The sequence below is a fragment of the Paenibacillus sp. FSL H8-0175 genome (assembly GCF_045040615.1).
Classification (GTDB): domain Bacteria; phylum Bacillota; class Bacilli; order Paenibacillales; family Paenibacillaceae; genus Paenibacillus_AQ; species Paenibacillus_AQ odorifer.
Map to the genome: position 1 here is coordinate 4737502 of NZ_CP150299.1, position 15814 is coordinate 4753315.

Sequence of the window (15814 nt, forward strand, 5' to 3'; positions counted from 1 at the left end):
AAAAAGTCACAGCCTATTATTTATTCGTTATTCTCCAGACTTAACGCTTCAATAAACCTTCGAAGGCTTCTTGCGCTTTACGCCGGATAGCTTCCTCATCCAGGGTTAAGCATTGTCCATGCTTGATGACCTGTTTACCATTCACCCACACATGCTCAACATCCTTAGCGCTAGCAGAGTAAACTGCATGAGACAACAGATCTGTGTGTGGCAGCAAATGCGGCTGATCGATATCAATAGCAATGAAATCTGCTTTCATCCCTCCAGCAAGTCTGCCTACATTATTTAAAAAGATGGACTGCGCGCCATATTCTGTAGCCATACGCAGAGCTTCTGGAGCAGGGACAGCCGTTGGATCACCGCTGACACCCTTATGAATGAGAGCTGCAAGCCGCATCTCTTCAAACATATCCAAGTTATTGTTGCTTGCCGCGCCATCCGTGCCAAGAGACACCTTCACACCAGCTTTTAGAAGATCAGTAACCCGAGCCACTCCGCTAGCCAGCTTCAAATTACTGCCCGGATTATGAGATACACCCACATTATGGCGAGCCAAGATCTCAATCTCTTCATCATTTAAATGAACACCATGTGCAACTATCGAGGGACGTGTGAACATTCCAAGCTTCTCTAAGTGAGCTACAGGACGCAACCCGTAATCCGCCACATTTTGTTCCACTTCACGTTTCGTTTCGGACATATGCGTATGCATTGGTAAATCCAGATCATGCGCTGCCTGCACGAACTTAACCAGGAAGTCAGGAGGGCAAGTATAAGGGGCGTGTGGCGAGATCATAGTAGTAATTCTACCGTCAGCCTTTCCATGCCAGTTACGGGCAAAAGAAATCGCTTCCGCAAGCTTGTGATTCTGTACATCCTCTGGACATAACCCGATCACACCACGCATCAATACGGAACGGATACCTGATAACTCAGCTACCTCGGCTACTCGGTCCATATGATCATACATATCGAGGAAGGTCGTAGTTCCACCCTTCAGCATTTCCAATACAGATAAGGAGGTTCCCCAGTATACATCATCACCGGTGAACTTTTCCTCCATTGGCCACATCTTCTCCTGAAGCCACACTTGTAGCGCTAAATCATCTCCATATCCACGCAGCAAAGACATCGCCGCATGACCGTGTGTGTTTACAAGTCCAGGCATGAACAGCAGACGGCTGCCATCAACCACTTGCACTCCAGCTTCCATCTGAGGCTCTTCTTTTCCTATGTAAGTGATTAAATCATCTTCAATAGTCATATATCCACTCAGAACCGGCTCATCCGTTCCCGGAGTCAGAAAATACCCGCCCTTAATTATCGTTTTATTGTTGTTCATGTTCACTTTCTTCCTTTCCATCCCGCAAGTAATAAGCAAGACTTTGCAGATCAGTTGTAAAATCAGCTGCATGCACCCGGATATTCGGTGGTGTCTTCAGAATCACAGGGGCAAAGTTCAAAATCGCTTCAATCCCAGAAGAAATGAGGATATCTGCTACATTTTGAGCTTCTGAATCAGGTACGGTAATAATGGCAATGCGAATACCTTGCTCACGAATTGTGCTGCCTAGTTCATCCATCGGTTGCACAGTAAGTGAGTTGATCTTACGTCCAACCTTAGGAGCGTACGAATCAAATATAGCCGTGATTTTCATAGTATCTTTGAGATATGCATTGTAATTAGACAAGGCATGTCCGAGATTACCTGCTCCAACTAAAGCTACATTAAGCTGTTGATCCAGCTTCAGGATATGACGGATTTTCTCAATAAGATACGTTACATCATAGCCGATACCTTTTCTGCCGAAGTCACCAAAATATGCTAAATCCTTACGAATCTGTGCGGGATTAAGATCAAGCTTTTGCCCAAGTTCCTGAGAGGAAACTGTTAATATTTCGCGATTCTGGAGATCATTCAAAAAACGCAAGTACACAGGCAGTCTGCGAACAACGGCTTCTGATATTTTATCCGATTTCATATTTTTCCTCCTAAAAATAGTAATGTTCTTGTGAAAATCCATATTCAAACGTCTACCTCTCCTTATTAAGGACGGTACTGTAACACACCGCCCTTAAGGATAAGGAGGAGCTAAACTGAAGACGAGCGTTTTAAGAAGCGCCGCCATCCTCTAGCCATTCCGCTATGCGTGGGACCATTTGATCAGTAAGCATATGCTCCATTTTGGGACCAGGCAATGAATAAAGGAAATACTTCCCGTAATGAGATTCAATAACCCTTGTATCATAAACAATAACTATTCCGCGATCCTGCGCCGTGCGAACCAGTCTTCCGAATCCCTGCTTAAAACGAATAACCGCTTGAGGAACAGATAATTTCATGAACGGATTCTTCTTCTGGGCCTGTAATAACTCCGACTTCGCTTCCGCCAACGGGTGATTCGGCGGTTGAAATGGAAGTCTCACGATGGCCAGGCAAGTCAGTGCTTCACCTGGAATATCTACACCTTCCCAGAAGCTGCTCGTCCCCAGCAATACGGATGCTGCACTGTCCTGAAAGCGGCGGATCAGCTTGCTCCGGCTGCCACCTTCCACGCCTTGACCAAGCACCGTAATCTCTTGTGAGGCTAAAGCCTCTTTAAGCGGATCATATACCTGACGCAGCATTTTATAAGAAGTAAACAGAACCAGCATCCGCCCACGTGTTGTTTTAGCAGCTTCCGATAATGACTGTACGAGTGTATCGACAAATCGAGCATCGCCCACACTGCCCTTCACACTAGGAAAATCACGCGGTATAACTAGCAGTGCCTGCTCGCGATATTTAAAGGGAGATGGAAGGAGTGAGGTCATTAGACGTCCCTCTTCTGCAGCTTCGTTAAGTCCGAGATTATCAATCATAAATTGAAAAGATTTATCTACAGATAGCGTCGCCGAGGTAAGCACGATGCTTTTTTTCTTATCGAAGAACAACTCTTTAAGCTGGATGCTAACATCCACAGGGACGGCATACAGCTGTAGGGATTTGCTACGGTAATTTCCATTTGCCTCCAGCCAATATACTACATTATCGTCATTCAGCCCCATAAAGAATCTTACTTGCTCACGTATGGAAGCCAAATCTTTAAATAAACCGCTAATATCAGTAACAAGGCTGTCTGCTGAGGATTGGCTTTCCTGGTCACGCATCTCGTTAAGCATTTTATCACCCTTACGGATGATGTCGCTTAACGTCAGATTCATAGTGTTCTCTAGCGCAACCAATTCATCCCAATCCTTCGGCTTACGGGCGGGAAGCAACCGCATAACCAGTTGTCCCGCTTCTCCTGCCCCTGCATCACTGCGTTCCGGCAATAGGCTGAACAGCTTGTCGCTGAGTGCATCCCAGGTTTCTTTGACAGTAAGCAGATCCGGGTAGATCCGATCGATGACTCCGCTCCATTCTGAAGCCTCTTCACTGCCTGACGACTGTAATATTTGACGCAGAGCAGGGAGCTGTCCGTTTCGGCTATCTTTATACAGTCGCGATAACGTGTGTGCCACCGTGAAATGCTTCATATGCATGCCAAGATGTTTACCAGCCACATCTTCTAAATGATGTGCTTCATCAATGACAAGATGCTCGTAAGCCGGAAGCAGCTGGTGCCCAGCCTTAACATCTGCGAATAGCTTGGAGTGGTTCGTAATAACCACATCAGCAATCCCAGCTTCATGCTTGGCCCTATGATAATAACATTTGCGGAACCAAGGACAAGAACGGCCCAGACAGGAATCGGTATCGCTTGCCACCGTCTCCCAGAAATCACCGCCCCGGCCGCTTAAATTCAGCTCTTCATCATCCCCTGATTCACTTTGAGTGAGCCATACAATCATCTGAGCGGCAGTAAGCGCATCTTCCCTTGGGCTTATAAAGTCCTTTTTATTAATTTTATGCTCAAACTTACGCAGACACAAATAATGCCCTCTTCCCTTAAAAATAGCAGCTTTAAACGGAAAAGGAACTACCTGCGTTAACAAAGGGATATCCCGCTCGCGCAATTGGTCCTGCAGATTAATGGTATGAGTGCTGACCATGACTTTTTCATTGGTGCGAACGCTTTGATAAATGGCAGGCAACAAATAACCGAGCGATTTACCGGTTCCTGTGCCCGCTTCGATCAGTAGGTGTTTGTCTTCGGCAAGTGCCGTCATCACCTCATTGATCATAATATCCTGAGCTTCCCGGCTTTCATACTGCGGTAATGTGTCTTTAAGTCGTTTGGTTACTTCGTCCATATAATCAGTAAAAGATAAATTCGCTAGCGGATTCTCAGCATGCTCATCTCTAGGTGGCGCTAACTCCGTCCAATCTCCTACTGCAAGCGCTAATTGACGATAGAAAGTCAGATCACCTTCGGGCTGTAGCGTCTCCGCTTCCCGCTCTCGCAGCAGACCATCAAAGTACCAGCCCAGATCACTATCCTCTTCGGTAAACAGCTCACAGAGTCTCTGGATCGTAAGCAGCGGCAGCTCGTAGAGCTCCTCCAGACATTTCAACAGCACTAAAGCAGTCGCAAGTGCATCACTATCTGCCTGATGCGGACGATCATGTGTCACTCCAAAATGAGCACTGACAGAGCCTAGTTGATAAGATGTGAGCGAAGGAAAGCAAATTTTCAGAAAATCAATCGTATCCAAAATCCGCCCTTGAAATGGCAAATAACCACAACGATCTAAAGCATTTTGTAAAAAATGGAAGTCGAAAGCGACATTATGCCCTACAAGCACAACATCATCCAAGAGCGGAACAAGCTCCATCATCATCTCATCCAGCTCAGGCGCATCCTTAACATCATCATCGGTAATCCCCGTCAGACCTGTTATAAAAGGAGGAATCGGCGTTCCGGGCTTGACATAGGAACCATATACCCGGGAGATGGACCGGTCTTCTTCTATAATTGCAAGGCCAACCTGGATAATTTCACCCACGGATTGGGTTCCTGTTGTTTCAAAATCAAGCACGGCAAATTTCATTATAATTCTATTCCCTTTCAATTGAGACTCTTAATCAGCATAACAGAAGTTGCGAAAAAAGGCGATGCACACCACTGGTTCAGGGGATGCATCGCTTGAATGGAAATTTCCAAAACCGTTATTCTTTTACAAAAGGGAAACCAGCTGATTTCCAAAATGCAGCTTCCCTCCACGACGGCGGCATACCTCTAAGTTAACGTTTGGTTCCGGAAGCGCAGGGTCATGCTGCAAAGCAAGATCAAACAATTCCTGCGCTTCATTGAAACGTTCCTGTGAGGCTCGTATGCAGCCTAAAGCATTATAAACCATGGCTTTCAGCTTGGTTTCCCGTATCAAGCCCAGCATATGGTTCAGATGACTCCAAGCGGCCTCACCGTCACCTTCCTGCAGATAAGAGATGGCTAAATATAATCGAGCAGCCAAGCTATCCGGGTATTGCGCAATAACTTCTTTAAACTGATCAATACACTTTCCATACATCAGCAGCTTATAATACCCCTGACCTCTTACAAAGGAATCCATACATAGCTCTGGTGCTTCCTGTTCCGGCACTTCCTCTTCGACCACTGCTGTAAAATCCGCACTTTCGCGAAAGGAACTAAGCTTCTCAGCAAAAGCGAGCCATTCATCCATCACTTTGTCGCTCAGTCTATGCAGCATATTATAATTGCATAAAAGCTCGTTCCGGCGGGCACCCTCCGCTGTAGGGTAATCTGTTACGATCTCCTGAAGCACCTTGTTCATTTCAGCAAACAAATGTTGAAACATGGGCGATCCCCCCTTACTGAAGATGAAATCAGTTCAGCTTGCCTGACTTCATTTTCTGCGAGATCGGGGTCTTTCATCCCTGCCATTCATTACATGGCGTAAGTCCATAAATTATGCGATTGTAGCATGCAATTCATGATCAGCCAGCTTCACTGGTTTGTTATTCTCATCCACGAATACCACCGTTGGCTTATGTGACTCCAGTTCTTCTGAGGACAACATCGCATAGGAAATGATAATTACTGTATCGCCCGGCTGAACCAGACGAGCTGCGGCACCATTAAGACAGATCACTCCGCTTCCACGCGGTCCAGGGATTACATAGGTTTCCAGTCGCGAACCATTGTTGTTATCCACAATTTGAACTTTTTCATTCTCAAGAATGTCCGCGGCTTCCATCAAGCTCTCATCAATGGTAATACTGCCCACATAGTTCAAATTCGCTTCCGTTACTGTTGCGCGGTGAATTTTGGATTTCATCATATGTCTAAACAAGTGCAGCAACCTCCTTTGGAATAAATACATTATTATCAATCAAGCGTGTTCTGCCAAACTTCACGGCGAGCGCTATAATAATTTCCCCATCCACTTCTGATAAAAGAGCTTCATCCTCTAATCCTTCAAGATCAGGGAATGTTAAGATCTCCGCATAATCAATCACCGCTAGAGGGGAGCTGGAAATAACCGATGTCAACAATTCCCGCACTTCAGCAACGGTTGTTACTTTTCCTTCTTCAATGGACTGACGTGCTTCACGTAAGGAACGAGATAACACCAATGCCTGACTACGCTCCTCTGGAGACAAGAATACGTTACGTGAGCTGAGTGCAAGTCCATCCCCTTCACGAACGATCGGACAAGGAATAATTTCGACATTCATATTAAGATCGGACACCATTCGACGAAGCACAGCAACTTGTTGAGCATCCTTCAGCCCAAAGAAAGCATAATCCGGCTGTACGACATTGAAGAATTTATTAACTACTGTGGTTACACCATCAAAATGCCCAGGGCGGGAAGCCCCACAAAGCCGGGTAGTAAGCTCCGATACCGAGACCGTAGTCCGAGTAGGCTGCGGATACATTTCTTCCACACTGGGGATAAATACAATATCTACTCCCTCACGTTCAGCGAGTTCCAAATCACGACGCTCGTCACGCGGATAGGAATCATAATCCTCGTTTGGCCCGAATTGCAAAGGATTCACAAAAATGCTCATTACCACTGTGTTGCTCATTTCTCCAGCCCGGCGAAGCAGACTGGCATGTCCGTCATGCAAGTATCCCATCGTAGGAACGAACCCAATCGGGGCGTGCCCGCCTTGTCTCATATACTCCAAAGCTTCGCGCAGCTGCTCCATGCTTCTGACGACTCTCATTTATTTTCCTTCCTTTCTTGCAGCGCCATATAAAGATTCCAAAACCGTTTCATCTGCATTAAAAACGTGACTTTCATCTGGGAAGGAACGTTCCTTTACTTCCTTCACATATTGGCTGATGCCCTCACGGATTACATTACCCACATCCGCATAGGTTTTGACAAAACGTTTCTCACGGTAAGGTGAGGCATACCGCAGCAAATCATGGAAAACCAATACCTGTCCATCACAGTAACGGCCTGCACCGATCCCAATGGTTGGGATGCTAAGCGCTTCAGAGATCGCTTGGGCTACTTCTTCCGTTACCAGCTCCAGAACGATTGCAAAAGCACCTGCGGCCTCAAGCGCCTTAGCTTCATCCATCAGGCGTTGCGCATCTTTGGCATCTTTGCCTTGAATCCGGTAGCCACCAATCATATTCACGGATTGCGGAGTAAGCCCGATATGTCCCAGTACAGGGACTCCCGCAGCTACCACCGTAGCTACAGTCTCACAAATCTCGAGTCCACCTTCCATTTTGACGGCATGAGCCCGCCCTTCCTGCATTAATCTGCGCACTCCCCGCAGAGTTTCATCTACACTTCCGTGATAAGTCATAAATGGCATATCCGCCACGATAAAGGTGCTTTGTGCTCCTCGGGTTACCGAGCGGGTATGGTACACCATATCTTCAATCGTTACCGGTAAAGTTGTATCGTATCCAAGGACTACATTCCCAAGAGAGTCACCAACCAAAATAAGGTCGATACCTGCTTCTTCTGCAAGAACTGCAGACGGATAATCATAAGCGGTCAGCATGCTCAGGGGCACACCTTCTGCTTTCATTTTTTTCATTTTTACAATATTTAGCGCTTGTTTGTTTGCCATTTCTCTTTTCGTCCTCCTTTTTTAAGTAACCTGCCCGTAAAAATCGCAACAAAAAAACCTTTTAGCAATCATTTGCTAAAAAGGTCCGAAGGGCAAAAAAGAGTCACTTGCGATCGTCCCTTCTGTCTCGGTCCTTACGGCTCAGAGCAGAATCCAACGTAACCGTCAAACGCAGTTATGAAGGTATTTCCAATAATAAAAATATAAAAAAGTTCTTCAGTTCAAGAGTACAGTTCGTTAAACGATACCGCCTCCGACCCATAGTATAACAAAAAAAGCTCGGAATTACACGAAAAAAATATGACAAGGGATGATACCCTTGTCATATAAAAAATATTATAAAAGTTCAATTTCACCTGAGCATACGTTAGAGATCTCTCCTAAGCTGTTTTTAAGCAGCAGACCACCTATTTCATCCAAACCTACTACCACACCTTCGGAACGCCCCTGAGGGCTATTCAGTGCGATCTGGCGGCCCAAAGTCACTGACATGGACTCCCATAGTTCTTTGATGGGTTTAAAACCTTGCTTCATGTACAAATTGTAATGCATCTCCAGCTCGTCCAAAACTGCTTTTACCAGCTCAGAACGGTCAACTGGAGCACCCCCCCGCTCAATCCGAAGTGAAGTCGCGACCTCCTGCAGATGATCAGGATAATCTTCCTCTGTCATGTTCGCGGAAATGCCAATTCCAGCAATGCAATAATGAAGCTCCCCTTCTCTTAGAGAAGATTCCAGTAAAATCCCACAAATCTTACGACCGCCTGCGAGCAGATCATTCGGCCATTTGATGCCGGCATCTACACCTGTTACCCGTCGAATTGCCTTACAGACGGCAACCCCAGCCAGCAATGTCAGCTGCGGAGTCTCCGACAAGGGTAATTGGGGCCGTAACACAATACTCATCCAAATGCCCTTGCCACGGGGAGAAAACCACTTTCTTCCCATTCGGCCTCGGGCGCCCGTCTGTTCTTCCGCGATGACAGTTGTCCCTTCCGGCGCGCCGTTCTCCGCTAAAAACTTAGCTTCTTCTTGAGTGGACACCACAGATTCCAGCAACTGAATGACGCCTACCCAATTCGAAGCGGAGGTCTCTCGCTTCAGCTCAGTTAGCGACAGCGCTTTATCATCGCTCATGTCTATCCATCCTTTTTGCTTCAAGCAGTAATAATTGTTTATCGTTAGGTAAATCACCTGAAGCGACCGCTTGCAGGAGTCCATTTAACATTTTGCCTAGCCATGGTCCCGGACGTTTGTCCAAAGCCCCCACCAGCTCATTGCCTGTAATCTCAAGCTCTGAAAGGCTGGTTAGCGGCATTTGAGCGATCCATTCTCTTGCCGCTTGTACATTTACAGCGGCAGGTGTTGTTGAGGCCTCTGTCGATTCCACGACGGAAAAGGCAGAAGAGGCCGCAGCGGGAAGAGTAGGTGCAACTGCTGGCAGGATCGCCAGCAGCGAGAGCCACCCTTCGGCAGCTTCCACGCCAAAGGCCAGCACGGCGGCGATCCATTGCCGCCGCAGACCTTCCCTGCCGCCCGTACCCGGCGGCAGGGCCTCTATCGCAGCGGTCCAAGCTTCGCGGACCCGCAGCACCTGGACGACGCCGCTCCGCGTCGTCCCCGAGAACGTCCATGCCCGCAGCAGCACATCGGCCTCTTGGGCCGATTGCTTCAGGGCATGGAGGAGAAGCGCCCACCGCAGGCGGGCGCTCTCCAGTTCCCCGACCCCGGCCGTTAAGGCGGCAGCAGCCGCCATATCGGTTCCGGTCCAGGGGAACGGGGCTTTGCCGCGCGCCAGCAGCTCGCAGCGCGCTAGCATGCCGAGGCCGCGCAGAGGATGCGGCCCCTCGACGATGCGGTCCAGCTCCGCGCGGACACGCTCCACAGCAATATGCGCCAGCTTATCCCGCTGGCGCATCAGGCCCCTCCACGTGTTCTTCGCGATGGAGAAATCCAGCACCGATGCAAAACGAATGCAGCGAAGCATGCGAAGCGCATCTTCGTCAAACCGCTCCTCCGCATCGCCTACACAGCGAATCACCTGCAGCTGTAGATCCTTCTCACCCTCAAAAGGATCAATAAGTTCCCCATTTAATCCACAGCAAATCGCGTTGATCGTGAAATCACGACGACGAAGATCCTCCTTCACATCGTTGACGAAAAAAACATGCTCAGGACGACGATGGTCAACATAACCACTTTCTGTGCGGTATGTCGTCACTTCAAACGCACAACCATCCTGTATCACGGTGACCGTACCATGAGCTAATCCTGTTGGCACACTGCGCGCAAAGATAGCTATCACTTCCTCCGGCAGTGCTGAGGTTGTAATATCCATATCATGCACTGGCCTACCCAATAGCTCATCGCGAATACATCCTCCAACCCAATAAGCCTCGTGGCCATTTTGGGTTAACTCGGAAATTACAATCTCCGCTGCAACTGCCATCGCAGAAGGTGCCATTGTCCATTCCATATATGACTCCTTACCCCCGAACTGGGTCCAGTCCAAGTACCTTGCGCCCCAGCACCCGGTAATAAATATCTTCATATTGTTTCGTTATCGAATCCTTACAGAAATCTTTGCAGGCTGTTTGTAGACAAGCTTCTCTGAACTGTTGCACCATACGTTCATCCGACAGGAGCTTAACTGCATATTTAGCCATAGCCGTTGTATCGCCAATCGGGGCAAGGAATCCAGTCTTTCCATGCTCTATAAGCTCAGGGATGCCTCCGGTTTGCGAGCCAATCGTCGGTACGCCGCAAGCCATTGCTTCCAGAGCAACCAGACCAAAGCTTTCCTTCTCGGAAGGTAGCAGAAGCAGATCAGCTAAAGAGATCACCTGAGCGATTTCATCCTGCCTTCCCAGAAAACGAACTTTATCTTCCAGACCCATTTCGCTAATTTTGGCTTGAATTTTGGGAAGATCCGGACCTTCACCTACAAGCAGCAGGCGTGAAGGCAGTTCACGATTCACTTTGGCAAAAACGTCAACAACATCGCTGACTCTTTTTACAGGACGGAAATTACTGATATGCATCAGAATCTTCTCATCAGGCGCTGCGAAATCTCCCCGCAGATCCGTTACATCACGCGGATAATAGACCCGATGATCCACGAAGTTATAAGTGAGATCAATGTCGCGGGTAATATCGAGTACGTCCCGTGTTTCTCTAATAAGATCCTGAGAGACCGCCGTAACGGCATCACTTTCATTAATCCCCAGACGAATCAAATCTTTAAGCGATTCATCCTGACCAAGCACCGTTATATCCGTACCATGCAACGTGGTTACAACCTTCATATCGTTCCCAAGCATTTGCTTTGCAAGGAAAGCACACACTGCGTGTGGCACTGCATAGTGAACATGGAGAAGGTCCAGATTTTGCATTTTAGCAACCTGAGCCATCTTCGTAGCAAGCGCTAGATCGTACGGGGGATAGCGGAATACATAATAATCGTTTACTTCTACCTCATGGTAAAAAATATTTTTCTGAAACGTTCCCAAGCGGAACGGGATACTATGTGTAATAAAATGAACTTCATGACCCTTCTCGGCCAAGAGTTTACCTAATTCAGTCGCAACTACGCCTGAACCGCCAAGAGACGGATAACAGGTAATTCCTATTTTTAGCATACGATCCATCTTCCTGTCTCCTTCTTCTCCAGTATTGATTCGTGTAATGAATCATCTATTGTTTGTCGGCCGCTTTCAAAAAAGCGAACACCGTTTCTTTCAAAATCACACAGGACTTCATTTCTCTAAGCTGTTCAATAAAAGCTCTCAGGAGCGCAATGGCGTATTAATTCCAAGCGCTCCTGGATCAATCTTAATCAGCTTATTATATTATCATACAAACTTCGTTATATCCGTTCCTTAAGTAAACAATTCCACCGTATGAGGTACCTTGGTTGCAAACCCTTCTGCATAAGGAATCAGTCTGCGCTGGCCAAGCAGCATATCTCTCGAACGGACTCGTTCAATGTAGCCTTCCGTTAACGGTGTGGATACAGCATCCTCACCCGGAGGTTTGGTGAACTGCGAGCGATAGCAGGACAACGCCTGCTCTTTCAAGCCATATTGCTCAGTAACATCAACAATAAGATCGGTACGTCCTAAATCATTGATAAAATAGAAGTACAGCTGTGGAGCAGGAATTGCCGGCTTGTCCGGCATATATTTACGTAGCTTGGCATTAAACACAGCCTCTTCCACCAGCTTGCTACAGGCGATATGATCGGGATGACGATCCTCCCAATAAGGAGCAAAAACTATCGTAGGAGAAAAGCGGCGAATTTCAGCAGTCACAGCCGCCACATGCTCTGCTGTAATAAAAAGCCCTCTATCTGGCAGACCCAGGTTTGTCCGCACGGATGCTCCGAGAAGGTCTGCAGCTTGCTGCGCTTCTTGCTTGCGAAGTTCTACTGTACCGTTCGATGACATTTCCGCGGCTGTTAAATCGCAAAGTCCCACCTTAAGTCCCGCAGCGGTATGTTTCGCAATTGTTCCTGCCATACCAATCTCCGCATCATCTGCATGCGCACCAAATACAAGAATGTCCAGCTTCATTCATCAACACCCGGTTTGTATTTATGAACCAGTGCACGCCAAGCAAAATCACCACGATCAATCGCCTTCACAAGAACCTCCGCTGTGGCAATATTCGTAGCTACCGGTATCCCGTATACGTCACACAAACGAAGCAGAGCTGAAATATCAGGTTCATGTGGCTGCGCCATTAATGGATCCCGCATGAAAATAATAAGATCCAGTTCATCCTGTGCTACCATTGCACCGATTTGCTGATCTCCACCTAATGGACCAGACATGTAACGATGAATTTTTAAGTTAGTTACATCCATAATCCGTTGGCCAGTAGTCCCTGTAGAAAATAGTTCATGACCTTCAAATACATGTTCATAAGCTAATACAAAATTTACGATTTCATCTTTTTTACGATCGTGGGCAATAAATGCGATCTTTAACATGGTGTTCTCTCCTGTCTATTCTATAAAGTGCTCGAATCCATAGATCAAGCCTGTATATCCCATTACCTTTTCAATACCCATCTTAACGCCTGGCATATATCCTGCACGCTCATAAGAATCATGGCGAATCTTCAAGGATTGTCCGAATCCACCAAAAATCACTTCTTCTTGAGCAAACACACCAGGAAGACGGACACTATGTATCCGGAATCCGTTATAGTAACCACCACGGGCACCTTCAATGGTTTCTTCCTCTTTAGGATTACCTTGACGAAGTTCCTCACGAACTTCCGAAATCATCTCTGCGGTTTTGACCGCAGTTCCGGATGGAGCATCCAGTTTCTGGTCACCATGATACTCTATAATTTCCAGATGCGGGAAGTACTTTGAAGCTTGTGCCGCAAATTTCATCAATAGAATAGCTCCAATGGAGAAATTCGGAGCAATAAGTCCGCCAATCCCCTGTTCTTGACACTGCTTGTCCAGTTCCACCATCTGCTCCGGTGTGAATCCGGTTGTACCGATAACCGGACGCACTCCGTACTTAATAGCTAGCGCTGTATTCGTATACGCTGACTGCGGTGTAGTGAAATCCACAAGGACATCTCCGTTGCTTCCCGCGAGGGCGGCCTCAAGATCAGAAGTTACAATAACGCCTGAGTCTTCCAGACCTACCAGACGCCCTGCATCAATATCGCCCGAAGAACGATCTACTGCTGCTGCTAACTCCAGCTCTTCGTCCTGCAATACAAGTTTAACAACCTCTTTACCCATTCTTCCGCCTGCGCCGGATACAACGACCCTGATCTTGTTATTCATATTTTTTCCATCCTCGCTCTCACTAGTTATATAGTTATTGCATATACGATTGTATGGATTTCTGAAGGTCTCTCATCAATTCCCGCAAGCCAGAATCATCCGGATGTAACGAAATCACTTCTTTTAAGGCAGTCATAGCCTGTAAATGTTCATTCACTCGGCTATGCGCGATAGCAAGCCATACATAAGCATCCCCATATAATGGATCAAGGGTAATAGCCTCTTTGAGCAGTGTAATCGGATGATAAGGGTTGCGAGTTTTGTTGTCTTCATCTTCTATCAACCGTTTGGCTTCCTGTACATGCATCATAGCCTGCAAATGCTGCAGATGCAGACTATACTCAGGTTTGCTGGTGTCCAGCTTTACAGCAGCCTGAGCATGAACTAAAGCTTTATCTAGCATACCACTGCGGGCATACGTTATGGAACAACGATATCTAACCTCGGCATCAGCAGGGCTTGCTGCAATTGCAGACTCGAAGCAAACAATAGCTTCGGCAAAGTCACTGCGCAATATCGAGCGGTAGGCCTCTCTTACATAATCCTTATGATCCATATACACACCATCCTCACGGCTAAATCCCGTTCGTTTGGTACAGCATATGTTATAGAGGCCTAATCGGTGTCTTTCGGTGTCCAACGTCCCGCATCACGGGTATTAAATTTATGCATTACCTTATTATGCGCTTCCGTCAGGTCTATCCCGAGAGAATTTGCAAAACAAACGGTAATAAACAGAATATCTCCCAGTTCAAGTTCAATGGAATTCTCAGCTTCATCAGACTTCTTAGGCTTCTCGCCGAACTCGTGATTGACCTCTCTAGCCAGTTCTCCGACTTCCTCGGACATGCGGGCCAGCATAGAGAGTGGACTGAAGTACCCTTCCTTAAACTGCGATATATAAGCGTCTACTTCACGCTGTATGTCACCAAGACTTTTGTCCATAAAATGTAACTTCTCCCCCTCTGTATATCTTGCCTTCTGTTTGCCCCTATGTTATCGTAAAGACGTTTTGAAGACAATCTTTTTTGAATATTTTAACACACGCAAGAAAAGGTATACTTATTATAGGAAAAGAAAAACTGCCTACAAAAGGCCTAACGAGGGATTTCATGAATTCAAAAAAGGTAATTACAATCAGCAAGACAGTCGCTCCCATCTTGCTCGGAGCCGCAGTATATGCCTTCGGGCTACTGTATTTCATCATTCCTAATCAGTTGATGGAAGGCGGCGTAACCGGGATCACACTTCTCCTTAATTATGCCTTTAGTATTCCCATCTTTTTATCCACACTGCTGATCAACCTTCCTTTGTTTCTGCTGGGCTGGAAAGTCCTAGGCGGGCGGCAAATTGTGTATACAGGTGTAGGGATCGGGGCGTTGACCTTTTTCCTGTGGGTTTTCGAACGAATGATTACTGCGGGATGGATTATCCCCTTCAGTACCGAACACGACTTTATTCTTGCGGCACTGTACGCAGGAGTAACGCTTGGAACGGGGCTTGGGCTTGTATTCCGATTTGGGGGTACAACAGGTGGTGTTGATATTGTCGCAAGAATTCTGGGACGGAATTTTGGCTGGAGCATGGGGCAGATTATTTTGGCCATCGACATTATTATTATTGGCTCTTCCATCCTCTACATTCCTAAAGAAAAAATACTTTACACACTCGTCGCAGTTTTTATCTCATCACGAGTGATAGATTTTATCCAAGAAGGCGCCTATGCTGCCAAGGCATTTACAATTATCAGTGATGAAGCACCACAAATTGCCGATCTGATTACAGCCGAAATGGACCGTGGTGTAACCCTCATCCCTGCCATCGGTGCTTATTCCAAGCAAGCCAAATATATGGTGTACTGTGTAGTCTCAAGGCAAGAAATCCGCCGGCTAAGTCTGCTGGTCAAATCCGTTGATCCACGCGCCTTCGTAATTATTAGCGATGTACACGACGTACATGGAGAAGGCTTTCGAGAAACCTAAATAAAAAGGAGTGTAGGCCATTTCAAGCCCACACTC

16 protein-coding genes are annotated in these 15814 nt (G+C 46.9%); 1 reads left to right on the forward strand and 15 read right to left on the reverse strand.

What is annotated here, in order from left to right; genetic code table 11:
- Positions 1-40: 40 nt before the first annotated feature.
- From MHH46_RS21090 to MHH46_RS21160, 15 genes are all read right to left on the reverse strand, one after another.
- Positions 41-1342, reverse strand: a complete 1302-nt coding sequence (locus MHH46_RS21090; RefSeq protein WP_076192187.1) for an amidohydrolase — start codon at positions 1340-1342, stop codon at positions 41-43.
- Positions 1329-1982, reverse strand: a complete 654-nt coding sequence (locus tag MHH46_RS21095) for a redox-sensing transcriptional repressor Rex (RefSeq protein WP_036676294.1) — start codon at positions 1980-1982, stop codon at positions 1329-1331. Before MHH46_RS21095 ends, MHH46_RS21090 begins: the two co-directional genes overlap by 14 nt.
- Positions 1983-2112: 130 nt before the next feature.
- Positions 2113-4974, reverse strand: coding sequence for an ATP-dependent DNA helicase DinG (gene dinG, locus MHH46_RS21100; RefSeq protein WP_076192189.1), 2862 nt, complete (start codon positions 4972-4974; stop codon positions 2113-2115).
- Positions 4975-5100: 126 nt separating this feature from the next.
- Complete coding sequence (locus MHH46_RS21105; RefSeq protein ID WP_076127543.1) at positions 5101-5742, reverse strand: M48 family metallopeptidase; 642 nt, start codon at positions 5740-5742, stop codon at positions 5101-5103.
- Between the two features lie 111 nt (positions 5743-5853).
- Positions 5854-6237, reverse strand: a complete 384-nt coding sequence (gene panD, locus MHH46_RS21110) for an aspartate 1-decarboxylase (RefSeq protein ID WP_036676288.1) — start codon at positions 6235-6237, stop codon at positions 5854-5856.
- On the reverse strand, positions 6230-7120 hold the full coding sequence (gene panC, locus MHH46_RS21115) for a pantoate--beta-alanine ligase (RefSeq protein WP_076192191.1): 891 nt from the start codon (positions 7118-7120) through the stop codon (positions 6230-6232). Before panC ends, panD begins: the two co-directional genes overlap by 8 nt.
- Positions 7121-7987 (reverse strand): 3-methyl-2-oxobutanoate hydroxymethyltransferase, encoded by an 867-nt coding sequence (gene panB / locus MHH46_RS21120; RefSeq protein ID WP_076127540.1) that lies wholly within the window; start codon positions 7985-7987, stop codon positions 7121-7123.
- Positions 7988-8323: 336 nt separating this feature from the next.
- Complete coding sequence (locus MHH46_RS21125) at positions 8324-9124, reverse strand: biotin--[acetyl-CoA-carboxylase] ligase (protein ID WP_076127538.1); 801 nt, start codon at positions 9122-9124, stop codon at positions 8324-8326.
- The gene (locus MHH46_RS21130; protein ID WP_405132511.1) at positions 9114-10538 is read right to left on the reverse strand and encodes a CCA tRNA nucleotidyltransferase; all 1425 of its coding nucleotides are present in this window, start codon (positions 10536-10538) and stop codon (positions 9114-9116) included. Before MHH46_RS21130 ends, MHH46_RS21125 begins: the two co-directional genes overlap by 11 nt.
- Entirely contained in the window at positions 10474-11634 is a 1161-nt protein-coding gene (gene bshA, locus MHH46_RS21135) for an N-acetyl-alpha-D-glucosaminyl L-malate synthase BshA (protein ID WP_036676278.1), read from the reverse strand. Before bshA ends, MHH46_RS21130 begins: the two co-directional genes overlap by 65 nt.
- 231 nt (positions 11635-11865) lie before the next feature.
- Complete coding sequence (gene bshB1 / locus MHH46_RS21140; protein ID WP_038572419.1) at positions 11866-12558, reverse strand: bacillithiol biosynthesis deacetylase BshB1; 693 nt, start codon at positions 12556-12558, stop codon at positions 11866-11868.
- The gene (gene mgsA, locus MHH46_RS21145) at positions 12555-12977 is read right to left on the reverse strand and encodes a methylglyoxal synthase (protein WP_036676275.1); all 423 of its coding nucleotides are present in this window, start codon (positions 12975-12977) and stop codon (positions 12555-12557) included. The genes bshB1 and mgsA overlap by 4 nt, the downstream gene beginning before the upstream one ends.
- Before the next feature lie 15 nt (positions 12978-12992).
- Positions 12993-13796 (reverse strand): 4-hydroxy-tetrahydrodipicolinate reductase, encoded by an 804-nt coding sequence (gene dapB / locus MHH46_RS21150; protein WP_036676273.1) that lies wholly within the window; start codon positions 13794-13796, stop codon positions 12993-12995.
- Positions 13797-13830: 34 nt separating this feature from the next.
- Positions 13831-14352, reverse strand: coding sequence for a tetratricopeptide repeat protein (locus MHH46_RS21155; RefSeq protein WP_036676272.1), 522 nt, complete (start codon positions 14350-14352; stop codon positions 13831-13833).
- 59 nt (positions 14353-14411) lie between these two features.
- On the reverse strand, positions 14412-14741 hold the full coding sequence (locus tag MHH46_RS21160; protein WP_036676271.1) for a nucleotide pyrophosphohydrolase: 330 nt from the start codon (positions 14739-14741) through the stop codon (positions 14412-14414).
- Between the two features lie 167 nt (positions 14742-14908).
- On the opposite strand from MHH46_RS21160, the gene MHH46_RS21165 reads away from it, so the two are divergent.
- Positions 14909-15778, forward strand: a complete 870-nt coding sequence (locus tag MHH46_RS21165) for a YitT family protein (protein WP_076127532.1) — start codon at positions 14909-14911, stop codon at positions 15776-15778.
- Positions 15779-15814: the final 36 nt, after the last annotated feature.

Coding starts and splice junctions, on each gene's coding strand:
- MHH46_RS21095 (WP_036676294.1), bottom strand. CDS start 1,982: ATGAAATCGGATAAAATATCAGAAGCCGTTGTTCGCAGACTGCCTGTG.
- mgsA (WP_036676275.1), bottom strand. CDS start 12,977: ATGTTAAAGATCGCATTTATTGCCCACGATCGTAAAAAAGATGAAATC.
- MHH46_RS21160 (WP_036676271.1), bottom strand. CDS start 14,741: ATGGACAAAAGTCTTGGTGACATACAGCGTGAAGTAGACGCTTATATA.
- bshB1 (WP_038572419.1), bottom strand. CDS start 12,558: ATGAAGCTGGACATTCTTGTATTTGGTGCGCATGCAGATGATGCGGAG.
- dinG (WP_076192189.1), bottom strand. CDS start 4,974: ATGAAATTTGCCGTGCTTGATTTTGAAACAACAGGAACCCAATCCGTG.
- panB (WP_076127540.1), bottom strand. CDS start 7,987: ATGGCAAACAAACAAGCGCTAAATATTGTAAAAATGAAAAAAATGAAA.
- MHH46_RS21125 (WP_076127538.1), bottom strand. CDS start 9,124: ATGAGCGATGATAAAGCGCTGTCGCTAACTGAGCTGAAGCGAGAGACC.
- MHH46_RS21090 (WP_076192187.1), bottom strand. CDS start 1,342: ATGAACAACAATAAAACGATAATTAAGGGCGGGTATTTTCTGACTCCG.
- MHH46_RS21155 (WP_036676272.1), bottom strand. CDS start 14,352: ATGGATCATAAGGATTATGTAAGAGAGGCCTACCGCTCGATATTGCGC.
- MHH46_RS21105 (WP_076127543.1), bottom strand. CDS start 5,742: ATGTTTCAACATTTGTTTGCTGAAATGAACAAGGTGCTTCAGGAGATC.
- MHH46_RS21165 (WP_076127532.1), top strand. CDS start 14,909: ATGAATTCAAAAAAGGTAATTACAATCAGCAAGACAGTCGCTCCCATC.
- bshA (WP_036676278.1), bottom strand. CDS start 11,634: ATGGATCGTATGCTAAAAATAGGAATTACCTGTTATCCGTCTCTTGGC.
- panC (WP_076192191.1), bottom strand. CDS start 7,120: ATGAGAGTCGTCAGAAGCATGGAGCAGCTGCGCGAAGCTTTGGAGTAT.
- dapB (WP_036676273.1), bottom strand. CDS start 13,796: ATGAATAACAAGATCAGGGTCGTTGTATCCGGCGCAGGCGGAAGAATG.
- MHH46_RS21130 (WP_405132511.1), bottom strand. CDS start 10,538: ATGAAGATATTTATTACCGGGTGCTGGGGCGCAAGGTACTTGGACTGG.